This is a genomic window from Marinobacter sp. NSM (assembly GCF_052380025.1).
Lineage (GTDB): Bacteria > Pseudomonadota > Gammaproteobacteria > Pseudomonadales > Oleiphilaceae > Marinobacter.
In genome coordinates, this window is record NZ_JBQTCK010000004.1 from 41,450 (window position 1) to 64,078 (window position 22,629).

Below are 22,629 nucleotides of genomic sequence, written 5' to 3' on the forward strand. Positions count from 1 at the left end.
AATAGCAAAACAGGGAAAAAGGTCATAACTTAATCAAATTAAATCTTCGCAGGTTACACAGCCGACTTCTCCCATGACGTCAAACCCAGAGCCCCGCTCCGAGCAGTCAGAACATGAGGCACTGCACGCCCTGCCCGACCAGATCCGGGCCTGGGCCAGCGAGCTCGGCTTTGCCGACGCCGGTATCACCTGCGCAGATACCGGGCCCCACGCCGAACGCCTGAAACAGTGGCTGAAAGCCGGCTACCATGGCGACATGGCGTATATGGCAGACCACGGCGACAAACGCTACACCCCAGACTCACTGGTGCCCGGAACTACCCGCGTTATCTCAGTACGAATGGATTACCTGCCCGCTCCGGACAACCCGAAACAGGTACTTACTGACCGCGAAACCGCCTACGTGACTCGTTACGCCCTGGGCCGGGATTACCACAAACTGATGCGCAAACGGCTGGCCACCCTGGCAGCAAAGATTGATTCTGCGGTCAGCGGCTACGACTACCGCGCCTTCGTAGACAGCGCACCGGTTCTGGAACGCGGTCTCGCCCAACGGGCGGGGCTGGGCTGGATTGGCAAGAACAACATGCTGATTCACCCCAAGACCGGTTCATTCTTCTTTCTGGGTGAAATCTTTACCAGCGCCCCGTTGCCAGTAGACGACGCGTTTGACAGCCAGCATTGTGGCTCCTGCTCCGCCTGCCTGGAGGTATGCCCTACTGACGCCTTCGTTGGCGCTCACTTACTGGATGCCCGCCGCTGCATCAGCTACCTCACTATTGAGCTCAAGGGGCCCATCCCGGAAGAGCTGCGGTCAAAGATGGGCAATCGGGTATTCGGCTGCGACGACTGCCAGCTGGTCTGCCCCTGGAACAAATTCAACAAACCGACCCGGGAAAACGATTTTCAGCCCCGGCACGGCCTCGACAATAGCAGCCTGGCCGAGCTTTTTCTGTGGACAGAGGACGAGTTCCTGAAGCGCACCGAAGGCTCGGCCATCCGCCGTACCGGCTTCGAGAACTGGCTACGCAACCTGGCGGTGGGGCTGGGCAATGCCCCGAGCACCATTCCGGTGATCGAGGCCCTGAAACAGCGGGCAGACCACCCTTCCGAGCTGGTGCGGGAACATGTGGCCTGGGCTCTGCGACAGCACGGCATTACAGCTTGAAGAAGGTCTCCCGGTAATGGCGAAGTTCGTCGATGGAATCGCGAATGTCGTCCAGGGCCAGGTGACTGCCCTTCTTTTTCACGCCATCAAGTACATCCGGGCGCCAGCGACGGGCGAGTTCCTTGATGGTGGAGACATCCAGGTTACGATAATGGAAGAAGGCTTCCAGCTCGGGCATATACTTCACGAGGAAGCGGCGATCCTGGCCGATGCTGTTGCCACACAGCGGTGATTCGCCGGCGGACAGGTACTGTTTCAGGAAGGCCAGGGTTTCTTGCTCTGCTTCGGCCTCGGAGGTTTTGCTATCTTTCACCCGCTGGGTGAGCCCGCTGGCGCCATGGGTGTTCGTGCACCACTCGTCCATGGCGTCAAGCAGGCTGTCGGGCTGATGGATAGCAATCACCGGGCCTTCAGCCACCAGGTTCAATTCTGAATCGGTAATTATCGTGGCCATTTCGATGATCCGCTCTTTTTCCGGATCCAGGCCGGTCATCTCTAGGTCTATCCACACTAAACGGTTGTGGTTGGGCATTATTGCTTCCTATGCGGTTTGGTTTGGGTGCTGGTGCGTGTGTGGGTCGGCTTTCCGAAAACCGCTACGAGCACCCGCAAGCGGGTCCAGCCAGCAATCACAGATTGCTGTCGCTCTGCAGCGCGCAAAGCTTCGCTTCTACAGCGCTTGCTCCGCCCATGTGCGCTTCTTTCAGCGCCATCCTTGGCCTTCGAAATTTTCGGAAAGCCGACCCACACACGCACTCGAAACTGAGCAGGTACCGCCTGAGGCCCGCAGCTTGCACCAAGGTCTGAGTGCCGGGTTGGGGTGCCTTTTCCGGGAGTGTCTGAAGCCATGGATGGCTTCAGTCAAGCGCACAGGGACGTGCTTGTAGCGTCTCCCGGAAAAGGCACCCCAACCCGTCACAGGCACCCAAGTCTGAAATCAGGTTTAAGCGCCACACTCACAAGTCTAGAAACTCTGCCTATTGTCCATGATTCACGTATCATGTGTCACACCACTTCCCCGGAACATTTGAGAGCCGATGGCCAAAAGAAAACTGAACAAACGCCAGCAGTGGCGCATCGATAAAATCCAGAAGGAACGCACCGATCGCCTCGCCCGCAAGGAAAAAGCCGTCGAAGCACAGGCTGAAGCGGGGGAACTGGGGCCGGAGCAGGAAGGGTTGGTGATTGCCCACTATGGCCAGCAACTGGACATCGAAGCGCTGGAAGGTGACGACACCGGGCAGGTGTTTCGGTGTTTTGTGCGGGCCAATATCGACAGCCTGGTAACCGGCGACAGGGTTGTCTGGCGACAGGGCAAAAGCGAAACAGGCGTGATTGTCGCCCGCTGCGACCGCGACAACCTGCTGCAGCGGCCGGATAACTTCGGCGCCTTGAAGCCAGTGGCGGCGAATATCGATCATATTATTCTGGTGATTGCACCAGAACCGGAGCCTCACGACAACCTCATCGACCGCTACCTGGTGGCCTCAGAGAGCTCCGATATTCCGGCCGTTATCCTGCTGAACAAGACCGATCTGATCACCGACCAGAACCGGGCCCAGATTGATGCTCTGTTGGGTCGCTATGAAGCGCTCGGGTACCAGGTGGAACGTACGTCTGCCACTGCCTGCGCCGGGCAGCCTGCGCCAGAGGTGGAGTCACTGGTCCGGGACCAAACCAGTGTTTTCGTGGGCCAGTCCGGGGTAGGGAAATCGTCCATCATCCAGACATTACTGCCGGACGAATTACTCCGGGTGGGCGCGGTGTCGGAGAGCACGGGCAAAGGGGTACACACCACCACCACAGCCAAGCTGTTTCACCTGCCGGGCGGCGGCGACCTGATCGATTCTCCAGGCATTCGGGAGTTTGGCTTGTGGCATATGACACCACAGGAAGTGGAGTACGGATTTCGGGAAATTCGACCGCTGATCGGGCTTTGCAAGTTCCGCAACTGCCGCCACATGGGTGATCCCGGCTGCGCGCTTGATGCGGCCGCAGATGCCGGGACGGTGTCGAGGGAACGGCTACAGAGTTTCCACCGGATTCTGCAAGATATGTCGGAACAGCAAGCCAGAGGGCTTCGCATTTCCTGACAGATAAAGAGCCACTTATCGACACTCTCCTACCAGTTCAACTCACCGGGTGCTGGATCCGGTTGCTCTTCAAACCAATCGCCACTTTCAAGACGCTCGACCGCCTCCCGTTGCTCCAATTCGCTCGGCTCTGTGAGATCAATTAGGGGCTGATCGTAGTTGCCTGCATCTATTTCTATACTGTCTGCCGTTTTTTTATTGAGAACGATTATTGAAATCCGACGATTGACTGGTGCAGTTGGGTTGTCTTTATCGAACAACACAGAATCACTCAAACCAACCACCCGAGCGATTTGATCGGGCCTTACACCACCGGCTACAAGTGCCCGGCGGGCGGTATTCGCGCGGTCAGCAGACAACTCCCAATTTGTATAGCCAGGACGCCCAACAAAAGGCGTAGCATCCGTGTGACCGGTAATACTTACTTTGTTATTGACAGACCCAAGCTTTTTGGCCAATTCAAAAAGAATATCCTGTGAATAGTACTTGAGCTCTGCGCGACCACTGTCAAACATGGGCCGACCAGACCGATCAACGATCTGGACTCTCAAGCCTTCGTCAGTAATGTCAAGCAGAAGCTGGTCCTTGAATTCCTGCAAAGTTTCACTTTGTTCAATTTGCTCCTGAACCACCCCAAGCAAGGCCTGCATGCGACGGCGCTCCAAATCATCAGCCAGAAGGTCAACTGTTTCATCCTGTAAACTCACGGAGCCCTCAACCCGATCGGGCTGCATCTGGTCAGCCACAGAGGCTCTACCGCCCAAGTCAATCGGACTCGCAGAGCCTCCTTCTACAAAGCCAATGGGATCTTTAAAATAACCTTCAACCGCCAGCTTTTGTTCCGGAGACGCCGTGGCAGTGAGCCAGAGAACCAGAAAGAACGCCATCATGGCGGTGGCAAAGTCTGCAAAGGCCACCTTCCAGGAGCCACCGTGATGGCCCCCGACCACTTTTTTCTTGCGCTTGATGATGATCGGCTGTTCTTCCACAACTCAACTCCGGGCGATTAAGACGCAGCTCGTCACTTCGAACGAACGTGGTCGTTGAGTTCCTGGAAACCAGGTCGTTTATCCGTGGGTAACGACTTGCGGCCGAATTCAATGGCCATCTGGGGCGCCTGACCGGATACCGTCGCAACGATGGCGGACTTAACGCATTCATAAGCTTTGAGTTCATATTTCGCCGAGTGCTCCATAGAAATAGACATCGGACCAACGAAGCCGTATCCCATCCATATGCCAAGAAAGGTACCTACCAAAGCCGCTGCCACACTCATGCCAATTTTCTCCGGGCCCTCGGTGAGGAAATTCATGGTGATGACAATACCCAGTACCGCCGCAACGATACCAAGGCCCGGCAAGGCGTCGGCGATCTTGTTGACCGCGTGAGCGGGCTCTTCCAGCTCATGCTGACGGCTGTCGATCTCATTTTCCATCATACCTTCCAGCTCATGGGGCGCCATGTTGCCGGAGCTGATGATGCGCAAATAATCGGTGATAAACGCCAGCAAATGTTTAGACTTCATAATGACCGGATACCGGTTAAATATCTGGCTGTTCTCTGGGTTGTCGATGTCTTCTTCGATGGCCATTACGCCCTGCTTCCGGGACTTATCAAACACTTCATAAAGCAGGCTCAGCAAATCCATATAATAGGATTTGTTAAACGGCGATCCTGTCAGCAATCGCACAACGGCCTGTCCCACCTCTTTCACCGTGTGCATGGGGTTGGCAATGATGAAGGAACCAACCGCAGCGCCCCCAATGATAAGGACCTCGGTAGGCTGCCATAACACGGCAAGATTACCACCGTGCAGCACGTAGCCGCCAAGTACACTCGCAACAACTATTACCGCACCAATAATCAGCAGCATGGAAAGATATACGCCTTTTGTTATCTCGTTAACGACCGAGGTCAGTCACGGGTTCTCCACCCCGACCGGGGCGAGCTGTGCCGTGATAATAGCAAGGCTCTGAACGAACAGCGAAGGCGTGAAACAATTTCTATACACGGGGCCGGTTTTGTTACACTGCCGCCTCTGTTCTTACCGAGACTTATTGATGTTTGACAAACTGTTCGTGCTGAGCCAATACATTACGCCCCAACGCGCTGTCTCTCGCCTGGCAGGTCGCCTGGCCGACAATACGCGTGCCCCGGCCATGAAAAACCGCGTTATTAACTGGTTTATCGGCCGCTATGGCGTAAACATGAGCGAAGCAGCCGAGTCAGACCCTACCGCCTACCCGTCGTTCAATGCATTTTTTACCCGCGCTCTCAAACCCGGCGTCCGCACCGTGGCGGAAGGCAACGACGTCTTTGTCAGCCCGGTCGATGGCACCATCAGCCAACTGGGACAGATCAGCAACGACAGGGTTTTCCAGGCCAAGGGCCAGTCATTCGGGTTGACTGAAATTCTCGGCGGCGACGACAGCCGGGCGGCGCCTTTCCGGCACGGGGAGTTCAGCACCACTTACCTGTCGCCCAAAGACTATCACCGCATTCATATGCCCATGGCCGGCACACTGCGGGAAATGGTCTATGTTCCGGGCAAGTTCTTCTCGGTAAACCCGGTGACCGCAGAGCATGTTCCCAACCTGTTCGCCAGGAACGAGCGGGTTGTCTGCATTTTCGATACCGAGGCAGGTCCCATGGCCCTGGTTCTGGTGGGCGCGATGATCGTGGGCAGCATGGAAACCACCTGGGCCGGAGTAATTGCGCCGGAACCTGCACAGATAACCCGCTGGGTTTACCAGGGTGAAGACGCGATCCGTTTTGAGAAAGGAGAGGAAATGGGCCGGTTCCGCCTGGGCTCGACGGTTGTCCTGGCCATGCCCAAAGGCGCCGTAGCCTGGGATGCCAACCAGGTTCCCGGCAAAACCGTCCGCATGGGCGAAGCGTTTGGCAAGGTGACCAACAAAAACGCCTGAGCCGATGGCTCAGGCGCTCTCGACCGGAAACGCCAGCACATCTTCTATGCACTCAGCCCCGGTTTTCAGCATCAGCAAGCGGTCCAACCCCAGGGCCACACCGGAACACTCCGGCAGCCCGGCCTCCAGGGCTGCCAGAAAACTCTGATCGACAGCCATTTCCTGCTTGCCGGCCGATTTGCGCCGGCGGTTATCCTGCTCGAACCGGGCACGCTGTTCGACCGGATCGGTGAGCTCCCAGTAACCGTTACATAACTCAAGCCCGTCAATGTAGAGCTCAAATCGGTGTGCTACCGGGTAGCCATCTTCGTCTGATGCCACCCTGGCCAAGGCAGCCTGGCTAGCCGGATACCGGGTAATGAACACCGGGCGGCCCCGCCCCAACAACGGCTCAACCCTGAAGCTCATCACCAGGTCCAGGCAATCGTCGCGCCCCATGCCGGCCAACTGTTCCGGCTCAAGCCACTGCTGACAATACTGGTACAGATCGTGATCCGTGATGGTCATTGGATCCATTCCGGCAAGCGTCTGAAGCGCCTCGCGGTAGCTCAGAACATCCGGGCGCTCACAGCCCAGCCAGTCACACACCAGGTCAGCCACTTCGGCCATCATCGCCGTGTCGTCCAGGCCCACCCGGTACCATTCCAGCAACGAAAATTCGGGGTTATGGCGGCTACCACGCTCGCCATTACGGAATACCCGGGCAATCTGATAGATACATCCCGAGCCCGCCGCCAGCAGGCGTTTCATGTGATATTCAGGGGAGGTCTGCAACCAGCCGCCGGAAACTCCCGCAGCGTTGACCGCCGCCGCGATACCGTCGAGGTTGATATCGGTGACGCCATACCGGCCGAGTACCGGTGTTTCGACTTCAAGAACATCCCTTTCTGCAAAAAAGCCGCGCACCCAGGCTAGCTGTTGTGCACGGCTTTTCAGATGCTCCCGCGAGGCAGAAGGCTGCCAGACAGGCTGATCGGTCATTGTCGGATCAGCTGCTCTTGACGCGGTTAACGTACTCGCCAGAGCGGGTATCCACTTTCAGCACTTCGCCAATGGTGATGAACAAGGGTACGTTCACCACTGCGCCGGTAGACAGTGTTGCAGGCTTGGAACCACCCTGGGCGGTATCACCCTTCATACCAGGATCAGTATCCACCACTTCCAGCTCGACAAAGTTCGGCGGTGTGACGGTCAGCGGCGCGCCGTTATACAGAGTCACCGTGTATACGTCTTGCTCTTTCAGCCACTTGACGGTATCACCTACAGCCTTGGCATCGGCAGCGTACTGCTCGAACGAGCCGTCGGTCAGCATGAAATGCCAGAACTCACCGTCGGTGTACAGGTATTCCATGTCCTGGTCCATCACGTCCGCGGCTTCCAGACTCTCACCTGATTTGAACGTACGCTCCCAGACCCGGTTGGTCATCAGGTTGCGCAATTTAACGCGGTTGAACGCCTGCCCCTTACCGGGCTTGACGAACTCGTTCTCCAGCATGATACAGGGGTCGCCATCCAGCAAAACTTTGAGACCGCTGCGAAATTCGTTGGTAGAATATGAAGCCATGAAATGTCCACCTGACAGACTGTCGTTAAAATTTCAAAGGTCGCTATGATACAGCGAACCCCTGCCTGTATAGAAGCCCGTAACGAAGAGCCTTCATTGATCGCTACCGAACAGCGTCAACAGCCCCACGATTCAGCTAAAGGCTGGCAACAGATTCTGGCAGAATCCGTTACCTGCCCGGAGCAGCTGCTTGGGCGCCTGAACCTGCCGGCGGAGCCCTGGCTCAAGGGTGCCCGCGCGGGCCACCAACTGTTTCCCGTGCGGGTGCCCGAGCCGTTCATACGGCGAATGACTCTGGGCGACCCCAACGACCCCCTGTTGCGACAGGTACTGCCGCTGGCGGAAGAATCGCGACAACAAGCAGGTTATTTGCGCGATCCGCTGCAAGAGAACAACGCCATCCAGACCACAGGGCTGATCCGCAAGTACCAGAGCCGGGCACTGCTGATGGTAACGGGCCAGTGTGCAATCAACTGTCGCTACTGCTTTCGCCGCCACTTCCCCTATGAATCCCAGCGGCTCGGTCCGGATGACCGCCAGCAGGTTCTGGCGACCCTGAAAGCCGCCCCCGAAATTAACGAAGTGATCTTCAGCGGTGGTGATCCACTGGCAGTGAATGACCGGCTATTGGCGCAATGGGCCGAAGCCCTGGCAGGCATACCGCATATCAAGCGCCTGCGAATACACAGCCGGCTACCGGTCGTTATTCCGCAACGGGTGTGCGACGCCCTGCTGGACTGGCTTGGCAATTCGCCACTTCAGAAAATCCTCGTGGTGCATGTGAATCACCCGGCAGAGCTAGACTCAGACACACGAAAAGCCTTTGCGCGCCTTCGCGAAGTGGGGGTGACCCTGCTCAACCAGAGCGTGATTCTGAAAGGAGTCAATGACTCAGCCAGCATCCTGGCCCGGCTGAGTGAAGACCTGTTTGATTCGGGCGTTATGCCCTATTACCTGCACGCGTTTGATCCCGTTGCAGGCGCCCATCATTTTGATGTCAGCGACCAAGCGGCGGCGGCGCTGGTTCGGGCACTTATGACGCGGCTGCCGGGCTTTCTGGTTCCAAGGCTGGTCAGGGAACTGCCCGGGGAGACCAGTAAAACCCCTATTTTCACAGGCGACAATCAGGCCAACATCAGCGTAGCGTGAGACATGTCGCAAAAGCGGTCCCACTTACACTTGTCAAAGATTGTCAACTCATGATTTTCTCGCTTTTTGTTATTGGTTTGCTATCTTAAAGTTCTATAGGTAAAAACAATAAAAGCATGTATTTTCGACACTTTCGGTCGATACATACTCAAAGCGACTCAAACACTGGCGTGAGATGATGGAAGGCAATATTCTGAAACCTGAACTGAAGGTTCCTGAACAGAAAACCGCAAGCCTGTCGTTTTGCGATACGACACCCAAGGCCTTTCGTCTGTGGATTGACCAGCTACCGATGGCCAACATCGGTGAGGCATCCCGCCAGCTTTACCATGCGATTATAGAACTGAACCACCTGTTTCTGGCTCCGCAGCAACGAATGCAGTTCCTTGAGCTGGTTCGCGAGAAAATTCATTTTGTCTGCAACGAGTTGTCACGGCACTTTCTGGGCCTGGCCATCGCCCTGCCCGAGAAACAGCGCAAAATTGCCAACCTGGCCCAGGCCCTGCAGCTTCATCTGGCCAGCGGCTATAAACTGTGTGTACTGGAATATCTGGATAACGGCGGCCTGGACAAAAATCGCCGCCACGTTGCCGCCGCCATTCACCGCGCCACATCCGAGCTGGGCGCCACGATTGTCCGCTCCCATCAGCTCTATTGCCCAAGCCCGGCCCTGAGCTGGCTGGAATGCCACCGTCTGTACCGGTTTGCGCACCGGAACAAACTGGCCGCACTGGAAATCGATGACGACACCCTGACCCATCGCCGCGCCAGTACGGTGGCCGACAGTTACAAACGCATTCTCCTGCTGGGCTGCGCCCGCCCCAATCAACTCCGCCAGGCCGAGCTGACGCAGGTTTATGAGCTGTTCGAGTCCTGGACCGAGTTCTGCCAGTGCGGCCCGGACATTGGAACCGACAGCCTGTTCGTGATCAACATGGAACTGGACAACCCGCCAGTCTATCGGAGCTTGCTGGAAAACAAGCCGGGGGACGAGAGCTGCGGTTTTGACACCAAAGATCTTTCCACGCAGCTGGCCGAGGTGCTGCACGCCAGGCGCAGCCACGAGAAAGATACTACGCGGCTACAGGTATCGTCCAAAATCAGCGACACCCTGCTCACACATCTCAGCCAGGCGCTGGGTATTCTGGCCAAGCGGAATTTCAACCGCATTTCCAGCCAGGGCACGCTGGAGGTCTGCGTCGGCCTGACGGCCACCCACTATTTCGTCGCCGGTGAAAAGACCTTTGCCGAGTTCCTGAACGGCAACGAAACCATTGATCCCGAGCAGGAAAACCGGTTTGTCCGTAATGCCAACCGGAACACGGACGCCTGGGCCGGAGCCCACGACGCCGGCCCAAGTGAGGACAGGCTGCACGCGGCCGATGCCCCGATCAACTTCAAGTCGGCTACCGGGGCCGCCATACCCACGGGACAGGAGAAGAGCCGCCCCCGCTCCCATCATGCACTGCTGATCAACACCAGCCCGGGTGGCTACTGCGTTGCCTGGGAAACCAATGTACCGGCCTCCCTGCAGGCGGGTGAGATTCTTGGGGTACGGGAACAGAAATCCCATCCCTGGAGCATCGCCGTGGTGCGCTGGTTGCGTCAGGTCCGGAATCAGGGCACCCAGATCGGCATTGAGTTGCTGGCCCCCAGTGCCGCGCCTTGCGGGGTTCGATTGATCCAGAAAGTGGGCAACAGCAGCGCATACCTCCGGGGGCTGCTGCTGCCTGAAATCAGCGTCGTCAATCAGGCTGCGACCCTGATTACCCCAAGGCTGCCCTTCCAGAGTGGCAGCCGCATCTCATTGCTGCACGATGGCCGGGAAGATCAGGGACAACTGCTCAAGAAGGTCTCTGCCACCGGTAGCATCAGCCAGTTTGAACTGAAACTGCAGAATCCGGCGGCCCTGGCCAGTCCGAATGGCGCCCCGCCATCAACGCCCGGCGCCACGGAAGACGAATTCGACTCCCTGTGGCCATCACTGTAACGCCAAAGGTCGGAAAGACTGTGAACCACGGCTACTGCCAGGGTTGTTATTGATCGCCAACCCCTGCATCATTCAGCGGAAGTGACCGCATCCATGAGAAGTCTTACGAATGCAGAAAAAAAACGCGACCGTACACCTGCTGATTCTTGATCCATCTCAAAATGATGCTGAATCCATGGTCAGCCTGCTCCGCAACTCGGGCAAGGCCACCCGGGCACACCGTATAACCTCGGAAGAAGATCTGGAAGAAGCCCTGAAAACCAGCAACTGGGACCTACTGTTGGCCCGGGACCTGGAGCAGGAGTTCGGGCCGGATGACGCCCTGGCCATGGTCAAGCGCATGGACAAGGACATCCCCTTCGTTCTCCTGACCGAGGAAGTCAGCCGGGAAAGAACGGTGAACATTATCCGGGCCGGCGGGCAGGATGTTGTGCCGTTCGAGTACAAGGATCTGCTCGTGCTGGTGGTGAAACGCGAATTGGCCGCCCTGGAAGAGCGCCGCCGTCGTCGGGTTCTGGAGTCCCACCTGCGTGAGGCCGAACAGCGCTGCCAGCTGCTTCTGGAAAGCTCCAAGGACGCCATCGCCTACATCAACGATGGCATGCACATCTACGCCAACCAGTCCTACATCGAGTTCCTGGGCTACGACGACATTGACGACCTTATCTGCATCCCGGTGCTCGATACCCTGACCCCGGAAAGCCAGGACAAGTACAAAGACTTCATGAAGGCCTTTGCCGATGATGGCAAGGACGGCATGACCCTGAACTGCACCGCACGCCGCAGCGACGATCAGGAACTGAACGTAACCATGTCTGTCTCTGCCGCCACCTATGATGGCGAAGCCTGCACGCAGATTGTATTGCAGCCGGAACACAGGGATGCCGAGCTGGAAGAAAAGCTCAAACAGATCAGCAGCCAGGATCTGCTTACGGGCCTGTATAACCGTCAATACCTGATGGACGCTCTGGCCCAGGCCGTTGCCAATGCCGGCAAGAACAACCAGACCGGCGCCCTGGCCTACATCGCCCTGGACAACTTCATAAGCATGAAGGGCCAGGTCGGTATCGCCGGTGCCGATCTGTTGCTGGGTGATCTGGCCTCGCTGCTAAAAGAACAGGCCGGCGAGGAAGTGACGCTGGCCAGGCTGAGCGATGATGCCTTCTGCCTGATGTGCCTGCCCTGCGATGAGAAACATATGGAAAGCATTGCTGAGCGGGTTCGCAAAGCGGTTGAAGATCATCTGTTCGACATCAACGGCAAGACGGTACCGCTGACAGTGTCCATCGGTGTAGCCGCGATTACGGAGAATTCGCCCAAGGCAGAGGAACTGATGGGGCGTGCCCATACCGCCTCCGCTGAGGTTAAGAAGCTCGAAGGCCATGAACGTGGTAACGGGATCGTGGTCTATAATCCCGCCCAGTACGAAAGCCTGGATGATAGCAACTCCGTTGAGGCTATCCTCAGGGCCCTGGACGACAACCGCTTCCGGCTGCTGTTCCAGCCTATCATCAACCTGCGGGGTGAGGGCGAAGAGCATTACGAGGCCTTCGTTCGCATGCTCGACAAAGACAACGAGGAAGTCTCTCCCTACGACTTCCTGCCCCCCGTGGGGCCGAGCGACACGGCCATCAAGATTGACCGCTGGGTGATCCTGCAAACCATCAAACAGCTGGCAAGTCACCGGTCACGGGGTCATGACACCAGGCTGTTCCTGAACATCACCGCCGAGACACTGCAGGACAAAACCTTTACGCCCTGGCTCAGCGTTGCCCTTAAAGCCGCTCGCCTGCCTGGTGATTCGCTGATATTCCAGATCCGCGAGGGTGATGCTAATAACTACATGAAACAGGCCAAGGAATTCACCAAAGCCGTGCACGAACTCCACAGTAAGGTCTCCATTGCCCAGTTCGGCTGTGCCCTGAATCCATTCAACACGCTCAAGCACATTGACGCGGACTATGTGAAGATTGACGGCTCGTTCACCGAAGAGATCCAGAAGAGTGATGAAGCCAAGGAACAGGTCAAGGAAATGGTGAAGAGCCTGCAGAATGCCGGTAAGCTAACCATCATCCCGCTGGTAGAGAACGCCGGGGTACTGGCGACACTCTGGCAGGCCGGCGTAAACTATATCCAGGGCTATTACCTGCAGGCACCGGTACCGGAGATGAACTACGACTTCGGGGACAGCTGACCGGAAGGTTATGTCGGGAAGAACCACGAAGGGCGAGGCGTCAAAACCTCGCCCTTTGTGCGTTCACAGGCGGCTATTGCTCAGGGTCTGGTTGGTTTCGCTCTCACGGAAACCGATCAGGTACAGAATGGCATCCAGGCCCAGGGTGGAAATAGAGTGTCGAGCCGATTCCTTGACCAGCGGCTTGGCACGAAAGGCCACGCCGAGGCCAGCCTGGCTCAGCATCGGCAAGTCGTTGGCACCATCACCCACGGCGATGACCTGCTCCCTTGAGATATGCTCTTTTTCGGCAATCTCGAGCAGCAGCTCGGCTTTGCGCTTGCCATCCACGATCTGCCCCTTAACCTGACCGGTCACCTTGCCGTCGACAATGTCCAGTTCGTTGGCATAAACGTAGTCAATGCCCAGTTTTTGCTGCAGGTGGCGGGCAAAGTAGGTAAAGCCACCGGAAAGAATCGCGGTGCGGTAGCCCAGCGCCTTCAGGCTTCGGATCAGGTGCTCGGCCCCCTCTGTCATACGCAGCCGAGCGGCAATACTTTCAAGCACCGACTCATCCAGGCCTTTAAGCAGCGCCAGCCGCTCGGCAAAACTCTGGCTGAAGTCCAGTTCACCCTGCATGGCACGCTCGGTTATTTCCGCAACCTGCTCGCCCACGCCAGCCTCATGGGCCAGCTCATCGATCACCTCCGCCTCAATCAGCGTGGAGTCCATATCAAACACCACCAACCGGCGGTTTCGCCGGAAAATGGAGTCTTCCTGGAAGGCGATGTCCACGTTCATCTCACCGGCAATATGCAGGAAGTCCGCCCGAAGTTGTTCCAGGTCTGACGGCGTTCCCCGCACCGAAAACTCGACACAGGCAATGCGGTTCTCCCCCTGATTGAGCGACGGGCGTGCGGAAAGGCGGGTAATGTTGTCGATGTTCAGCCCATGCCGGGCGGTAATGGCCGATACCCGGGCGATCTGTTCCGCCTTGATGTCACGGGATAGCAGGGTAACGATGTAGCAGGCCCGGTTACGGCCTTCGGCCCATGCCTGGTATTCCTCCACCGTGATGGGCGCAAAGCGCACCTGAAGATCCAGGGCATGCAGCCGAAAAAGAAGGTCACGGATCACCGGGGACGATTTCGACTCATCCGGGATCTCGATCAGTATGCCCCAGGTCAGGTGGTCGTGAATCACCGCCTGGCCAATATCCAGAATCCGGACATCATACTGCCCCATGATCCCGGTGATCTCCGAGGTCAATCCGGGCTTGTCTCGCCCGGACACATTTACCAGAACCAGCTCACTCACTGTCGGTGCCCTCCACGTCCTGAGCTTCTTCCTGAGCACGGGCGGCAGACGGAATCACATCAATGCCGTCTACCCGCTGGAGCCCTCTGGGCAATTTGTGACCACGCCGGCCACGCTCACCCAGATAATGCTCCAGATCGGCAAAACGCAGACCCAGTTTGCGTTTGCCGGCCTTCACCTCCAGTTGGTCTTCTTCACCAAAGACGGCGGCAGCCACCACATATTCCTCACGATTCTGAACGCGGGCAGAGGGAATGCTGATGATCTTGTTGCCCTTACCCTTGGCCAGTTCCGGCAATTCGCTGAGCGGGAACACCAGCATGCGCCCCTCGTTGGATATGGCCGCCAGGTAAAGGGTTGTTGCTGTCTCTGGGATCAGCACGGGGGGCATGATTCGCGCCCCTTTGGGCACAGAAACCACCGCCTTGCCAGCTCGGTTCTTGCTGATCATGTCGTTCAACGAGGTCACAAAACCATAACCACCGTCAGTGACCAGCAGCGCTTTACGCTCCGGATTCCCCATCAGCAGACCAGAGAAGGTCGCCCCGGACGGTGGGTTGATCCGGCCGGTAAGAGGCTCGCCCTGCCCCCGGGCAGACGGCAGACTGTGAGCCATCAGGGCATAGGCCCGCCCAGTACTGTCGAGGAAAATGGCCTGCTGATTGTTTCTGCCCCTGGCAGCCAGCGCAAAGCGGTCGCCAGACTTGTAACTGAGCCCGGACGGATCAATGTCGTGCCCCTTGGCAGCCCGCACCCAGCCCTTTTCCGACAGCACCACAGTGACCGGGTCGTTGGACACCAGGTCAATCTCACTGAAGGCCTTGGCCTCTTCACGGGCAACAATTGGGGAACGGCGGTCATCACCGTAGGTTTCGGCATCCTGCTGCAGTTCGGTCTTTATCAGCTCGCGCAGGCGGTCTTCCGAGCCCAGAATGGCCTGCAGCTCATCCCTTTCCGCGGCCAGTTCGTCCTGCTCACCGCGGATTTTCATTTCCTCGAGTTTTGCCAGATGACGCAATTTCAGCTCAAGGATGGCTTCCGCCTGGTCTGCCGACAGTCCGAACCGGGACATCAATTCCGCCTTGGGCTTGTCTTCGGTACGAATGATCTCAATCACCTCGTCGATGTTGAGATAGGCAATCAACAAGCCTTCAAGAAGGTGCAACCGGGCCAGAACCTTATCCAGACGGTGTTGCAGGCGGCGGGTAACCGTGGTCTTTCGGAACGCCAGCCACTCGGTCAGGATCTGGTGAAGCCCTTTTACACCCGGGCGGCCATCGTTACCGATTACGTTAATATTGACCCGGTAGGTTTTCTCCAGATCGGTGCTGGCAAACAAGTGCGCCATCAAACCATCCAGATCCACCCGGTTGGACCGGGGCACGATCACCAGGCGGGTGGGGTTCTCATGGTCGGATTCGTCACGCAGGTCCGCCACCATGGGCAGCTTCTTGCCCTGCATCTGCTGGGCAATCTGCTCCAGCACCCGGTTACCGGATACCTGATGTGGCAGATCGGTAATCACGATCTCGCCACTTTCACGAACCCAGCGCGCTCTCATACGCAGAGAGCCGCGGCCGGTTTCATAGATCTGTCTCAAATCCTTGCGAGGGGTAATAATTTCCGCATAGGTGGGAAAATCCGGGCCCTTGATGTGTTCACAGAGCTGGTCAACGGTGGCTTCCGGGTCATCCAATAGACGAATGCAGGCGGCTGTGACCTCTCGCACATTGTGCGGCGGAATGTCAGTGGCCATGCCCACGGCAATGCCGGTGGTGCCGTTCAGCAGCACATGAGGCAACCGGGCTGGCAGAACGGACGGTTCTTCCATGGTGCCATCAAAGTTCGGCGTCCAGTCCACGGTTCCCTGCCCCAACTCACCCAGCAGAACATCGGCAAAGGCAGCCAGGCGGGATTCGGTGTATCGCATGGCGGCGAACGATTTCGGGTCGTCCGGGGAGCCCCAGTTACCTTGACCATCCACCAACGGGTAGCGATAGGAGAACGGCTGCGCCATCAGCACCATGGCTTCATAGCAGGCGCTGTCACCATGGGGGTGGAACTTACCCAGCACATCACCAACGGTACGGGCAGATTTCTTGTACTTGGAGGTGGATTTCAGCCCCAGCTCCGACATGGCATAAACAATCCGACGCTGCACCGGCTTGAGCCCATCCCCTACGTTGGGCAATGCACGGTCCAGGATCACGTACATGGAGTAGTCGAGGTAGGCCTTCTCGGTATAATCCCGTAGCGATACTCTTTCGAAACCTTCATCCGTTGTCTGAAACTCTGGCATAGATGCCTCTTTGCCTTAACTGCCTGTTTTGAAATGCGGCTTTGATGCAGCCCCGGTAACCCGGCACAAACACCGGGCAATGTGGCGCACATTATATGGACGCAAGCAACGATACACCAATTTCCAATAGCGGAATTCCCGCATGGAGAGTCTGTAAGGTGCACCGTATTCTCGCCACAGTGAATAGAAAGCCGTTTTATCCCCTGACAAGCGGAAACCTATGAAACCCAATCTTAAAGCCTGCGGGCACGCGCTGGTGACAGCCCTGGTGAATGCTACCCTGGCCGTCGCGCTGATGCTGCTGGTGGAATTCGCCATCAGTGGATCGTTCCAGATGCCGGAGCCCTACCTTTGGGCCGGTCTGGTCATCGGTGTTGTAATCTTTATTGCTCAGTTCTGGCGCCAACGACACCTTTGCCGAGCCAGTGAACAGTCTGGCAACGTCCAATAGCCCTGATTAGCCACCAAAATCTGAGCCAAATCAAGATTTCATCCCCTTGTTCAGGGTGACAACCCCCCGCCCCCTGCTACGCTTAGCCTCAAGGGCGGCCGAGATCACCCGGGAAGCAGACCTCAAGGGGCAGAACAGTGCCGAAATCATCCGAAATTCATCCAGGCAGGTGCACCGGATGGGCCGGGGCTTTGCGGTTGTGGCGGATGAGGTGCGAACGCTCGCCCAACGCACACAACAGTCCACCGAAGACATTCAGACTATGATCACAGCACTGCAGACTGGCGTTTCGGATGTGGTCAGTGTGATGGAAACCGGCAGTAAAGAAGCCGCTGAGACAGAAAAACTGGCCACCGAAGCCGAGCAGGAACTGCAAGCCATTCTGGAGGCCATCTCCAATATCACTGATGTAAACACCAGCGTGGCGTCGGCCACCGAGGAACAGACCCAGGTTGTTGACGAAATCAATCGCAGCATTACCGACATTAACGACCTGGCCGCGGCCAGCGCTGAACGCTCTCGTGCCATCGACGGAATCAGCAAGTCACTCAAGGACTATGCTGCAGAACTGGAGCAACAGACAGGCAGGTTCCGGGTTTAACCCCGGAACCTGAGGCAGAGGTTTCAATCAGGATTACTGACGAATGCCTTCGATGGAGATCTTGATTTCAACGGTTTCGGAGGCTTCACCCAGATCCATCGGAATACCGAAATCCTTCAGACGAAACTCAGTCTCGGCCTCAAAGCCCATACGGTAGCCGCCCCAGGGGTCTTCACCGTGGCCCAGCATTTCCGCTTCCAGAGTGATCTCACGGGTCACGCCGCGCAGGGTGAAGTCGCCGATGATATCAGCCTCGCCGTCGTCATCCACAACCACGCGCTTGCTCTTGAAGGTGGCCTGCGGGAACTGGCTCACATGCAGGAAGTCATCGCTGCGCAGGTGCTTGTCGCGCTCGGCGTGGTTGGAGTCCACACTGGCGGTGTCGATTGTGACGGTGACGGTGCTGTTCTCCGGGTTCTCGGCGTCGTAGACAAATTCGCCGTCGAAGTCGTTGAACCGGCCATACAGCCAGCTGTAGCCCAGATGGGAAATCTTGAAGGTGATGAACTGGTGTGCGCCCTCTTTATCAAAGGCATAGATGCCGCTGTGTTCGCTGGCGTTGGCAGTGCCGATCAGCGCCACGGAAACGGCGGATGCGAGCAAGAGTCTTTTCATGGTCTTCTCCCTGAGTGGGTCATGGTTATCGTTTCGGTCTTCGGATCTGCGTCAACCGCCGCCAAGCATGCGCCTGAGCGTGGCATCCCGATCAATAAAATGGTGTTTCAAGGCCGCCAGGGCATGCAGCCCGGCCAGCCCGACCAGTGCCCAGGTGCTCCAGTAATGGACCGCACCCGCGGTGTCCTCCATCCCCCTGATCCGGCCGGTAACTGAAGGCACCTCAAACCAGCCAAATACGCTGATGGACGAGCCATCGGCCGTGGTAATCAGGTATCCACTGATCATGGCTACGAACAGAAGCAGATAGAGCAGCCCATGGGCCCCATGGGCTGCGATCACTTCCCACCGCTGGTGCTCAGGCAGTGGCCTGGGGGGCGGAGTCACAACTCGCCACAACAGCCGGGCCACCACCACTATGAACAGCAGGATGCCAATGCTCCGGTGAATGTGTGGCCCCTGTCGGTACCAGGGGTCATAGTAGGACAGTTCCACCATCCACCAGCCGAGCCCGAACAGGCCAATGACCGCCAGCGCCACCAGCCAGTGCAAACTGACGGCGATCAGACCGTAGGCGGTGTTGGTATTTCGTAATTTCATGATTTGGGAAATCCTCCATCCCTGGACTGCGCCAACCTGTGCGACTGATACGTTAAGATCAGTCTAGGCCCCGAACCGCCGGGTGAAAATCAAAATATTCTGCCGGGATACATCAAATTATCTGATCAAGTCTCTGGCAGACGCCGGCTCTGGCATTGGCCACTTTGGTCGAATACGGCTTCTACGGATTGTGCAAATTCACAGCACCGCTAAACTTCTCACATACTTTAATTCGCCCCGTCGGGGGCCTCAGTGACCGAGAGGAAACGACATGGAACTGGAATTCGACGAATCCGTAGTAGTACCCAGCAACAATTAATACGCCCCATTCTGATCCCCCGGCCTGCCGGGGGTTCTGCTATCCAAAGCCCCGCCCCGAATTCCCCATACCAACACAAAGTCACAAACTGTTTCGAGTTTTACCGGTTAAACAGTGGTAATGATTCCTGTTTTTTGGCAATCTGCGCCTTAGCTAAACAGTTAACGCCTTGAAATACAGGCAAACGTGCCAGGGATGTCGGCACTCTGGCTAACAGTTCAGTGGTCAGCACCACAACTGCTGCTCCTGATGCGTTCGTTAAACGGTTCAGACTCGCCTATGTCCCACAGCCTTACCGATATCCTGCCAGCGCCAGAACTAGACCTGCTGTCGCCCATGTTCACTCAGCAAGGAGAGACCTGGACAGCCGATTTCAGAGGGCTAAAGCTCAGAACCGCCCTGCAACCGATTTACAGCATCTCCCACAAACGGACCGTTGGTTATGAGGCCCTGATCCGGGCGTTCGACAATGACAACGCGGCTGTACTTCCCAATCACCTGTTTGAACTTCCGGACACCGACGCTGAAAACCTGCTGCTGGACCGACTGTGTCGATACCTGCATATCCGTAACTACAGCGGCGTAAAAGACCAGCTGAACTGGCTATTCCTGAACGTATCCCCACGGGTGGTGACCAGTGGCAGCCGGTCTGATTCGTTCTTTGGGGCGCTTTTGAAGAAAACCGGGCTACCACCCCATCGAATTGTGATGGAGATTGTTGAGCAGCCCACAGACGATGCGGAGAGACTGAGAGACACCGTCGCCTACTACCGGAAACTTGGCTGCCTCACCGCGATCGATGATTTTGGCGCCGGCCACTCGAATTTCGAGCGAATCTGGAACCTGTCACCGGATATCGTCAAACTGGATCGTACGTTGCTGACCCGCGCCACTGACGATCAGCGGGCACGGCAGATTCTGAATGGCATGGTGTCGCTGCTTCACCAGTCGGGATGCCTGGTACTGCTGGAAGGCGTGGAAACCCGTGATCAGGCCATGATAGCCATCGATGCTGGCGTGGACTTTGTACAGGGATTCTATTTCCGGCGCCCTTGCCTTGAGCTCGGGGAACTGCCCCACACGCCGGCAGACCTCGAAGAATTACTTCAGGAATACAAGAAGCGCAAACAGATCACCCAGGACCCCACACAGCAACTGGTAAACTATTTCAACGGGCCGTTCCGGCGGGCTATTGAACGACTGCAGGACGGCAGCCTGATGTCACAGGCCTGCTTTGAACTGCTGAACCACCCCGTCGTATCCCGCTGCTATCTGGCGGATGACAAGGGCATCCAGATTGAAGACACCCTGGTCTCCGATTCCGCCATTGAGAATCGGGACCCTCGTTTCCGGCCGCTGGAGAACACCACCAGCGCCGACTGGTTCCGCCAGCAATACCTGCGCCAGGCCCTGGCCCAGCCTGAGAACCTGCACGTTACAACACCCTACCTGTGCGTAACCGGCGCCTATATGTGCGTCACCCTGTCACTGGCCTACGAGCACAAGGGACGTTTGCAGGTGCTGTGCTGCGATATCCTCGCCAACCCCCATCAAACGCCGTAAACCACAGAAATAACTCCAACCGTCACCAGGCCGATAAAGACATTCATCGGCAAACCCACCCGGATAAAATCACTGAAACGGTAGCCTCCCGGCCCGAACACCATCATGTTGGTCTGATAACCCAGCGGTGTGGCAAAGCTTGCCGAAGCGGCCATCATCACCGCAATGATAAACGGCTCGGAGTCCACGCCCATCGCAGACGTGAGCGACAGCACTACCGGCACAATCAGGACGGCGGCTGCGTTATTGGTAATGACTTCCGTCAGCACTGACACCACCAGGTAAACCAGTAATAACGCCAGCAGGGTGTGGCCATCGCTCAGGCTGAACACCGCACCGGCCAGGTAACTCGCCGCTCCGGTCTGTTCCAGCGCTCCGCCCATGGCAAAGGAGGCAGCGATCGTGAGAATCACCGGAACGTCTACCGCTTTCTGAGCCTGGCCAACCGTGCAGCAGCCGGAAAGGATCATCACGAATGCCCCTACCAGGGCAGCGTTGAGCATCGTCATGATGCCGCAGGCGGCAAGCCCGACCAGCACCAGCAGAATGCCCCAGGACAACCAGGCCCGGTCGTGGCGCGGCGCTTCTGTCTCAAGGTCGTTGATCAGCAGGAAATCCTTGTTGTATCGCTGCCGGCTGACGAACGCAGGGCGCGCTTCCAGCAACAACACATCACCGGGCTTCAGGCGAATGTTGCCAAGGTTACCCGGCACCCGCTCACCTCCGCGTGCAACCGCCAGCACCACGGCACCGTACCGGTCCCGAAACCGGGCATCCCTGATGGTTTGGCCAAGCACATCTGACTGAGGTGACAACACGGCCTCCACCAAACGTCGTTCGGCGCGGTCCTTGCTGAGCGACGGCTCATCATCATGCACCGAAGGCACGATGCCATTGATCCGCAACAGATCGGAAATGGCCTGGGTATCGCCGGCAAACACCAGGCGGTCACCGCCTCGAAGACGCTCTTCCGATGGCACCGCCGTTACCACGCTGCCATCCCGCTCAATTTCCACCAGATAGAGTCGATCCAGCTCCCGCAGCCCGGCCTCGCCTACGCTTTTGCCGACCAGCGGCCCCTCGAACGCGACCGCCACTTCCAGCGTAAACTCTTTAACCGAGCCGAACTTCTGCTGGTCTTTACGATCTGGCAGCATCCGCGGCAGTACCAGCAACATCACAGCAACCCCGATGATCGCTACCGGCAGCCCAACCTGGGTAATGGCGAAGATTGAAAAGCCTTCTTCACCGGTCAGCTGCTGGTACTGACCATTGACCACCAGGTTGGTACTGGTACCGATCAGGGTGAGCGTTCCGCCAAAAATGGCGGCATAGCTGAGGGGAATCATCAGCTTGGAAGGGGCAATACCAATCTTTCGGGACCACGCATGCACTGCCGGAATCATGGTGGCAACCACCGGTGTATTATTCAGGAAACCACTGAGCAGAGTGACTGGAAGGGCGATGCGGGCCTGGGCCCCGCGGACGGTTTTCGGGCTGCCGAGAATGTAGTGCACCAGGAGGTCAACACCCCCGGAATGGTGAACACCGGAGGCCACCACAAACAGAGCAACCACGGTGATCAGCCCCGGATTACTGAAGCCGGCAAGGGCCTGTTCCGGGCCGATGATACCGCTGGCACTCAGCACTACCAATGCCGCCATCATCACCAGATGCGGCGCAAAGCGGCCAGAGCTCATCAGTAACAGGGCGGCACCCGCCAACCCAAGGGAAAACCATCCGTGCCAGTCCATAACTCGGTTATTCCGGTTAGAAAACTGGCAGGATAGCGGCCCTCAT

The 22,629-nt window shown here is 57.4% G+C and carries 19 protein-coding genes; 9 read left to right on the forward strand and 10 right to left on the reverse strand.

Going from position 1 to position 22,629, the window contains the following annotated elements; genetic code table 11:
- Positions 1-73: 73 nt before the first annotated feature.
- Complete coding sequence (queG, locus tag ACTZWX_RS10555) at positions 74-1,168, forward strand: tRNA epoxyqueuosine(34) reductase QueG (RefSeq protein ID WP_444713895.1); 1,095 nt, start codon at positions 74-76, stop codon at positions 1,166-1,168.
- Here the strand turns inward: queG and orn are convergent.
- On the reverse strand, positions 1,158-1,700 hold the full coding sequence (gene orn / locus ACTZWX_RS10560) for an oligoribonuclease (RefSeq protein WP_058092077.1): 543 nt from the start codon (positions 1,698-1,700) through the stop codon (positions 1,158-1,160). The two genes, queG and orn, sit on opposite strands and share 11 nt — an antisense overlap.
- A gap of 505 nt (positions 1,701-2,205) precedes the next feature.
- On the opposite strand from orn, the gene rsgA reads away from it, so the two are divergent.
- A complete protein-coding gene (gene rsgA, locus ACTZWX_RS10565) occupies positions 2,206-3,261 on the forward strand; it encodes a small ribosomal subunit biogenesis GTPase RsgA (RefSeq protein WP_444713896.1) in 1,056 nt (351 codons plus the stop codon).
- A 29-nt stretch (positions 3,262-3,290) separates the two neighbouring features.
- Here rsgA and motB read toward each other — a convergent pair whose 3' ends face one another.
- Both motB and motA read right to left on the reverse strand, forming a co-directional pair.
- A complete protein-coding gene (gene motB / locus ACTZWX_RS10570) occupies positions 3,291-4,250 on the reverse strand; it encodes a flagellar motor protein MotB (RefSeq protein WP_444713897.1) in 960 nt (319 codons plus the stop codon).
- Between the two features lie 32 nt (positions 4,251-4,282).
- Positions 4,283-5,134: a flagellar motor stator protein MotA gene (gene motA, locus ACTZWX_RS10575; protein ID WP_444713898.1), complete on the reverse strand. Its 852-nt coding sequence runs from the start codon at positions 5,132-5,134 to the stop codon at positions 4,283-4,285.
- A gap of 187 nt (positions 5,135-5,321) precedes the next feature.
- Between motA and asd the strand changes: the two genes are divergently transcribed.
- Complete coding sequence (gene asd, locus ACTZWX_RS10580) at positions 5,322-6,188, forward strand: archaetidylserine decarboxylase (protein ID WP_444713899.1); 867 nt, start codon at positions 5,322-5,324, stop codon at positions 6,186-6,188.
- 9 nt (positions 6,189-6,197) lie between these two features.
- Here the strand turns inward: asd and epmA are convergent, their stop codons facing one another.
- Both epmA and efp read right to left on the reverse strand, forming a co-directional pair.
- The gene (gene epmA, locus ACTZWX_RS10585; protein ID WP_444713900.1) at positions 6,198-7,169 is read right to left on the reverse strand and encodes an EF-P lysine aminoacylase EpmA; all 972 of its coding nucleotides are present in this window, start codon (positions 7,167-7,169) and stop codon (positions 6,198-6,200) included.
- Between the two features lie 7 nt (positions 7,170-7,176).
- Complete coding sequence (efp, locus tag ACTZWX_RS10590; RefSeq protein WP_058092083.1) at positions 7,177-7,752, reverse strand: elongation factor P; 576 nt, start codon at positions 7,750-7,752, stop codon at positions 7,177-7,179.
- Positions 7,753-7,797: 45 nt separating this feature from the next.
- Here efp and epmB point away from each other — a divergent pair, with 45 nt between their 5' ends.
- The 3 genes from epmB (at position 7,798) to ACTZWX_RS10605 (ending at position 13,085) form a co-directional block, all read left to right on the forward strand.
- Positions 7,798-8,901 (forward strand): EF-P beta-lysylation protein EpmB, encoded by a 1,104-nt coding sequence (gene epmB, locus ACTZWX_RS10595; protein WP_444713901.1) that lies wholly within the window; start codon positions 7,798-7,800, stop codon positions 8,899-8,901.
- Between the two features lie 178 nt (positions 8,902-9,079).
- Entirely contained in the window at positions 9,080-10,891 is a 1,812-nt protein-coding gene (locus ACTZWX_RS10600; protein WP_444713902.1) for a GTPase, read from the forward strand.
- Between the two features lie 109 nt (positions 10,892-11,000).
- Positions 11,001-13,085 carry an EAL domain-containing protein gene (locus ACTZWX_RS10605; protein ID WP_444713903.1) on the forward strand — a complete coding sequence of 695 codons (2,085 nt, stop codon included), beginning with the start codon at positions 11,001-11,003 and terminating at the stop codon, positions 13,083-13,085.
- Between the two features lie 63 nt (positions 13,086-13,148).
- Here ACTZWX_RS10605 and serB read toward each other — a convergent pair whose 3' ends face one another.
- Together serB and parC are read right to left on the reverse strand one after the other, a co-directional pair.
- A complete protein-coding gene (serB, locus tag ACTZWX_RS10610; protein ID WP_444713904.1) occupies positions 13,149-14,381 on the reverse strand; it encodes a phosphoserine phosphatase SerB in 1,233 nt (410 codons plus the stop codon).
- The gene (gene parC / locus ACTZWX_RS10615; protein WP_444713905.1) at positions 14,374-16,680 is read right to left on the reverse strand and encodes a DNA topoisomerase IV subunit A; all 2,307 of its coding nucleotides are present in this window, start codon (positions 16,678-16,680) and stop codon (positions 14,374-14,376) included. The genes serB and parC overlap by 8 nt, the downstream gene beginning before the upstream one ends.
- Positions 16,681-16,900: 220 nt before the next feature.
- Here parC and ACTZWX_RS10620 point away from each other — a divergent pair, with 220 nt between their 5' ends.
- Together ACTZWX_RS10620 and ACTZWX_RS10625 are read left to right on the forward strand one after the other, a co-directional pair.
- Positions 16,901-17,131 (forward strand): hypothetical protein, encoded by a 231-nt coding sequence (locus ACTZWX_RS10620; RefSeq protein WP_444713906.1) that lies wholly within the window; start codon positions 16,901-16,903, stop codon positions 17,129-17,131.
- Between the two features lie 55 nt (positions 17,132-17,186).
- Positions 17,187-17,732 carry a methyl-accepting chemotaxis protein gene (locus tag ACTZWX_RS10625; protein WP_444714117.1) on the forward strand — a complete coding sequence of 182 codons (546 nt, stop codon included), beginning with the start codon at positions 17,187-17,189 and terminating at the stop codon, positions 17,730-17,732.
- A gap of 33 nt (positions 17,733-17,765) precedes the next feature.
- Here the strand turns inward: ACTZWX_RS10625 and ACTZWX_RS10630 are convergent, their stop codons facing one another.
- Positions 17,766-18,347 (reverse strand): YceI family protein, encoded by a 582-nt coding sequence (locus tag ACTZWX_RS10630; RefSeq protein WP_444713907.1) that lies wholly within the window; start codon positions 18,345-18,347, stop codon positions 17,766-17,768.
- 51 nt (positions 18,348-18,398) lie between these two features.
- Positions 18,399-18,947, reverse strand: coding sequence for a cytochrome b (locus ACTZWX_RS10635; protein ID WP_444713908.1), 549 nt, complete (start codon positions 18,945-18,947; stop codon positions 18,399-18,401).
- 598 nt (positions 18,948-19,545) lie between these two features.
- Here ACTZWX_RS10635 and ACTZWX_RS10640 point away from each other — a divergent pair.
- Positions 19,546-20,829: an EAL domain-containing protein gene (locus tag ACTZWX_RS10640; RefSeq protein ID WP_444713909.1), complete on the forward strand. Its 1,284-nt coding sequence runs from the start codon at positions 19,546-19,548 to the stop codon at positions 20,827-20,829.
- Here ACTZWX_RS10640 and ACTZWX_RS10645 read toward each other — a convergent pair.
- Entirely contained in the window at positions 20,817-22,583 is a 1,767-nt protein-coding gene (locus ACTZWX_RS10645) for an SLC13 family permease (protein WP_061331598.1), read from the reverse strand. The genes ACTZWX_RS10640 and ACTZWX_RS10645 overlap by 13 nt on opposite strands.
- Between the last annotated feature and the right edge of the window lie 46 nt (positions 22,584-22,629).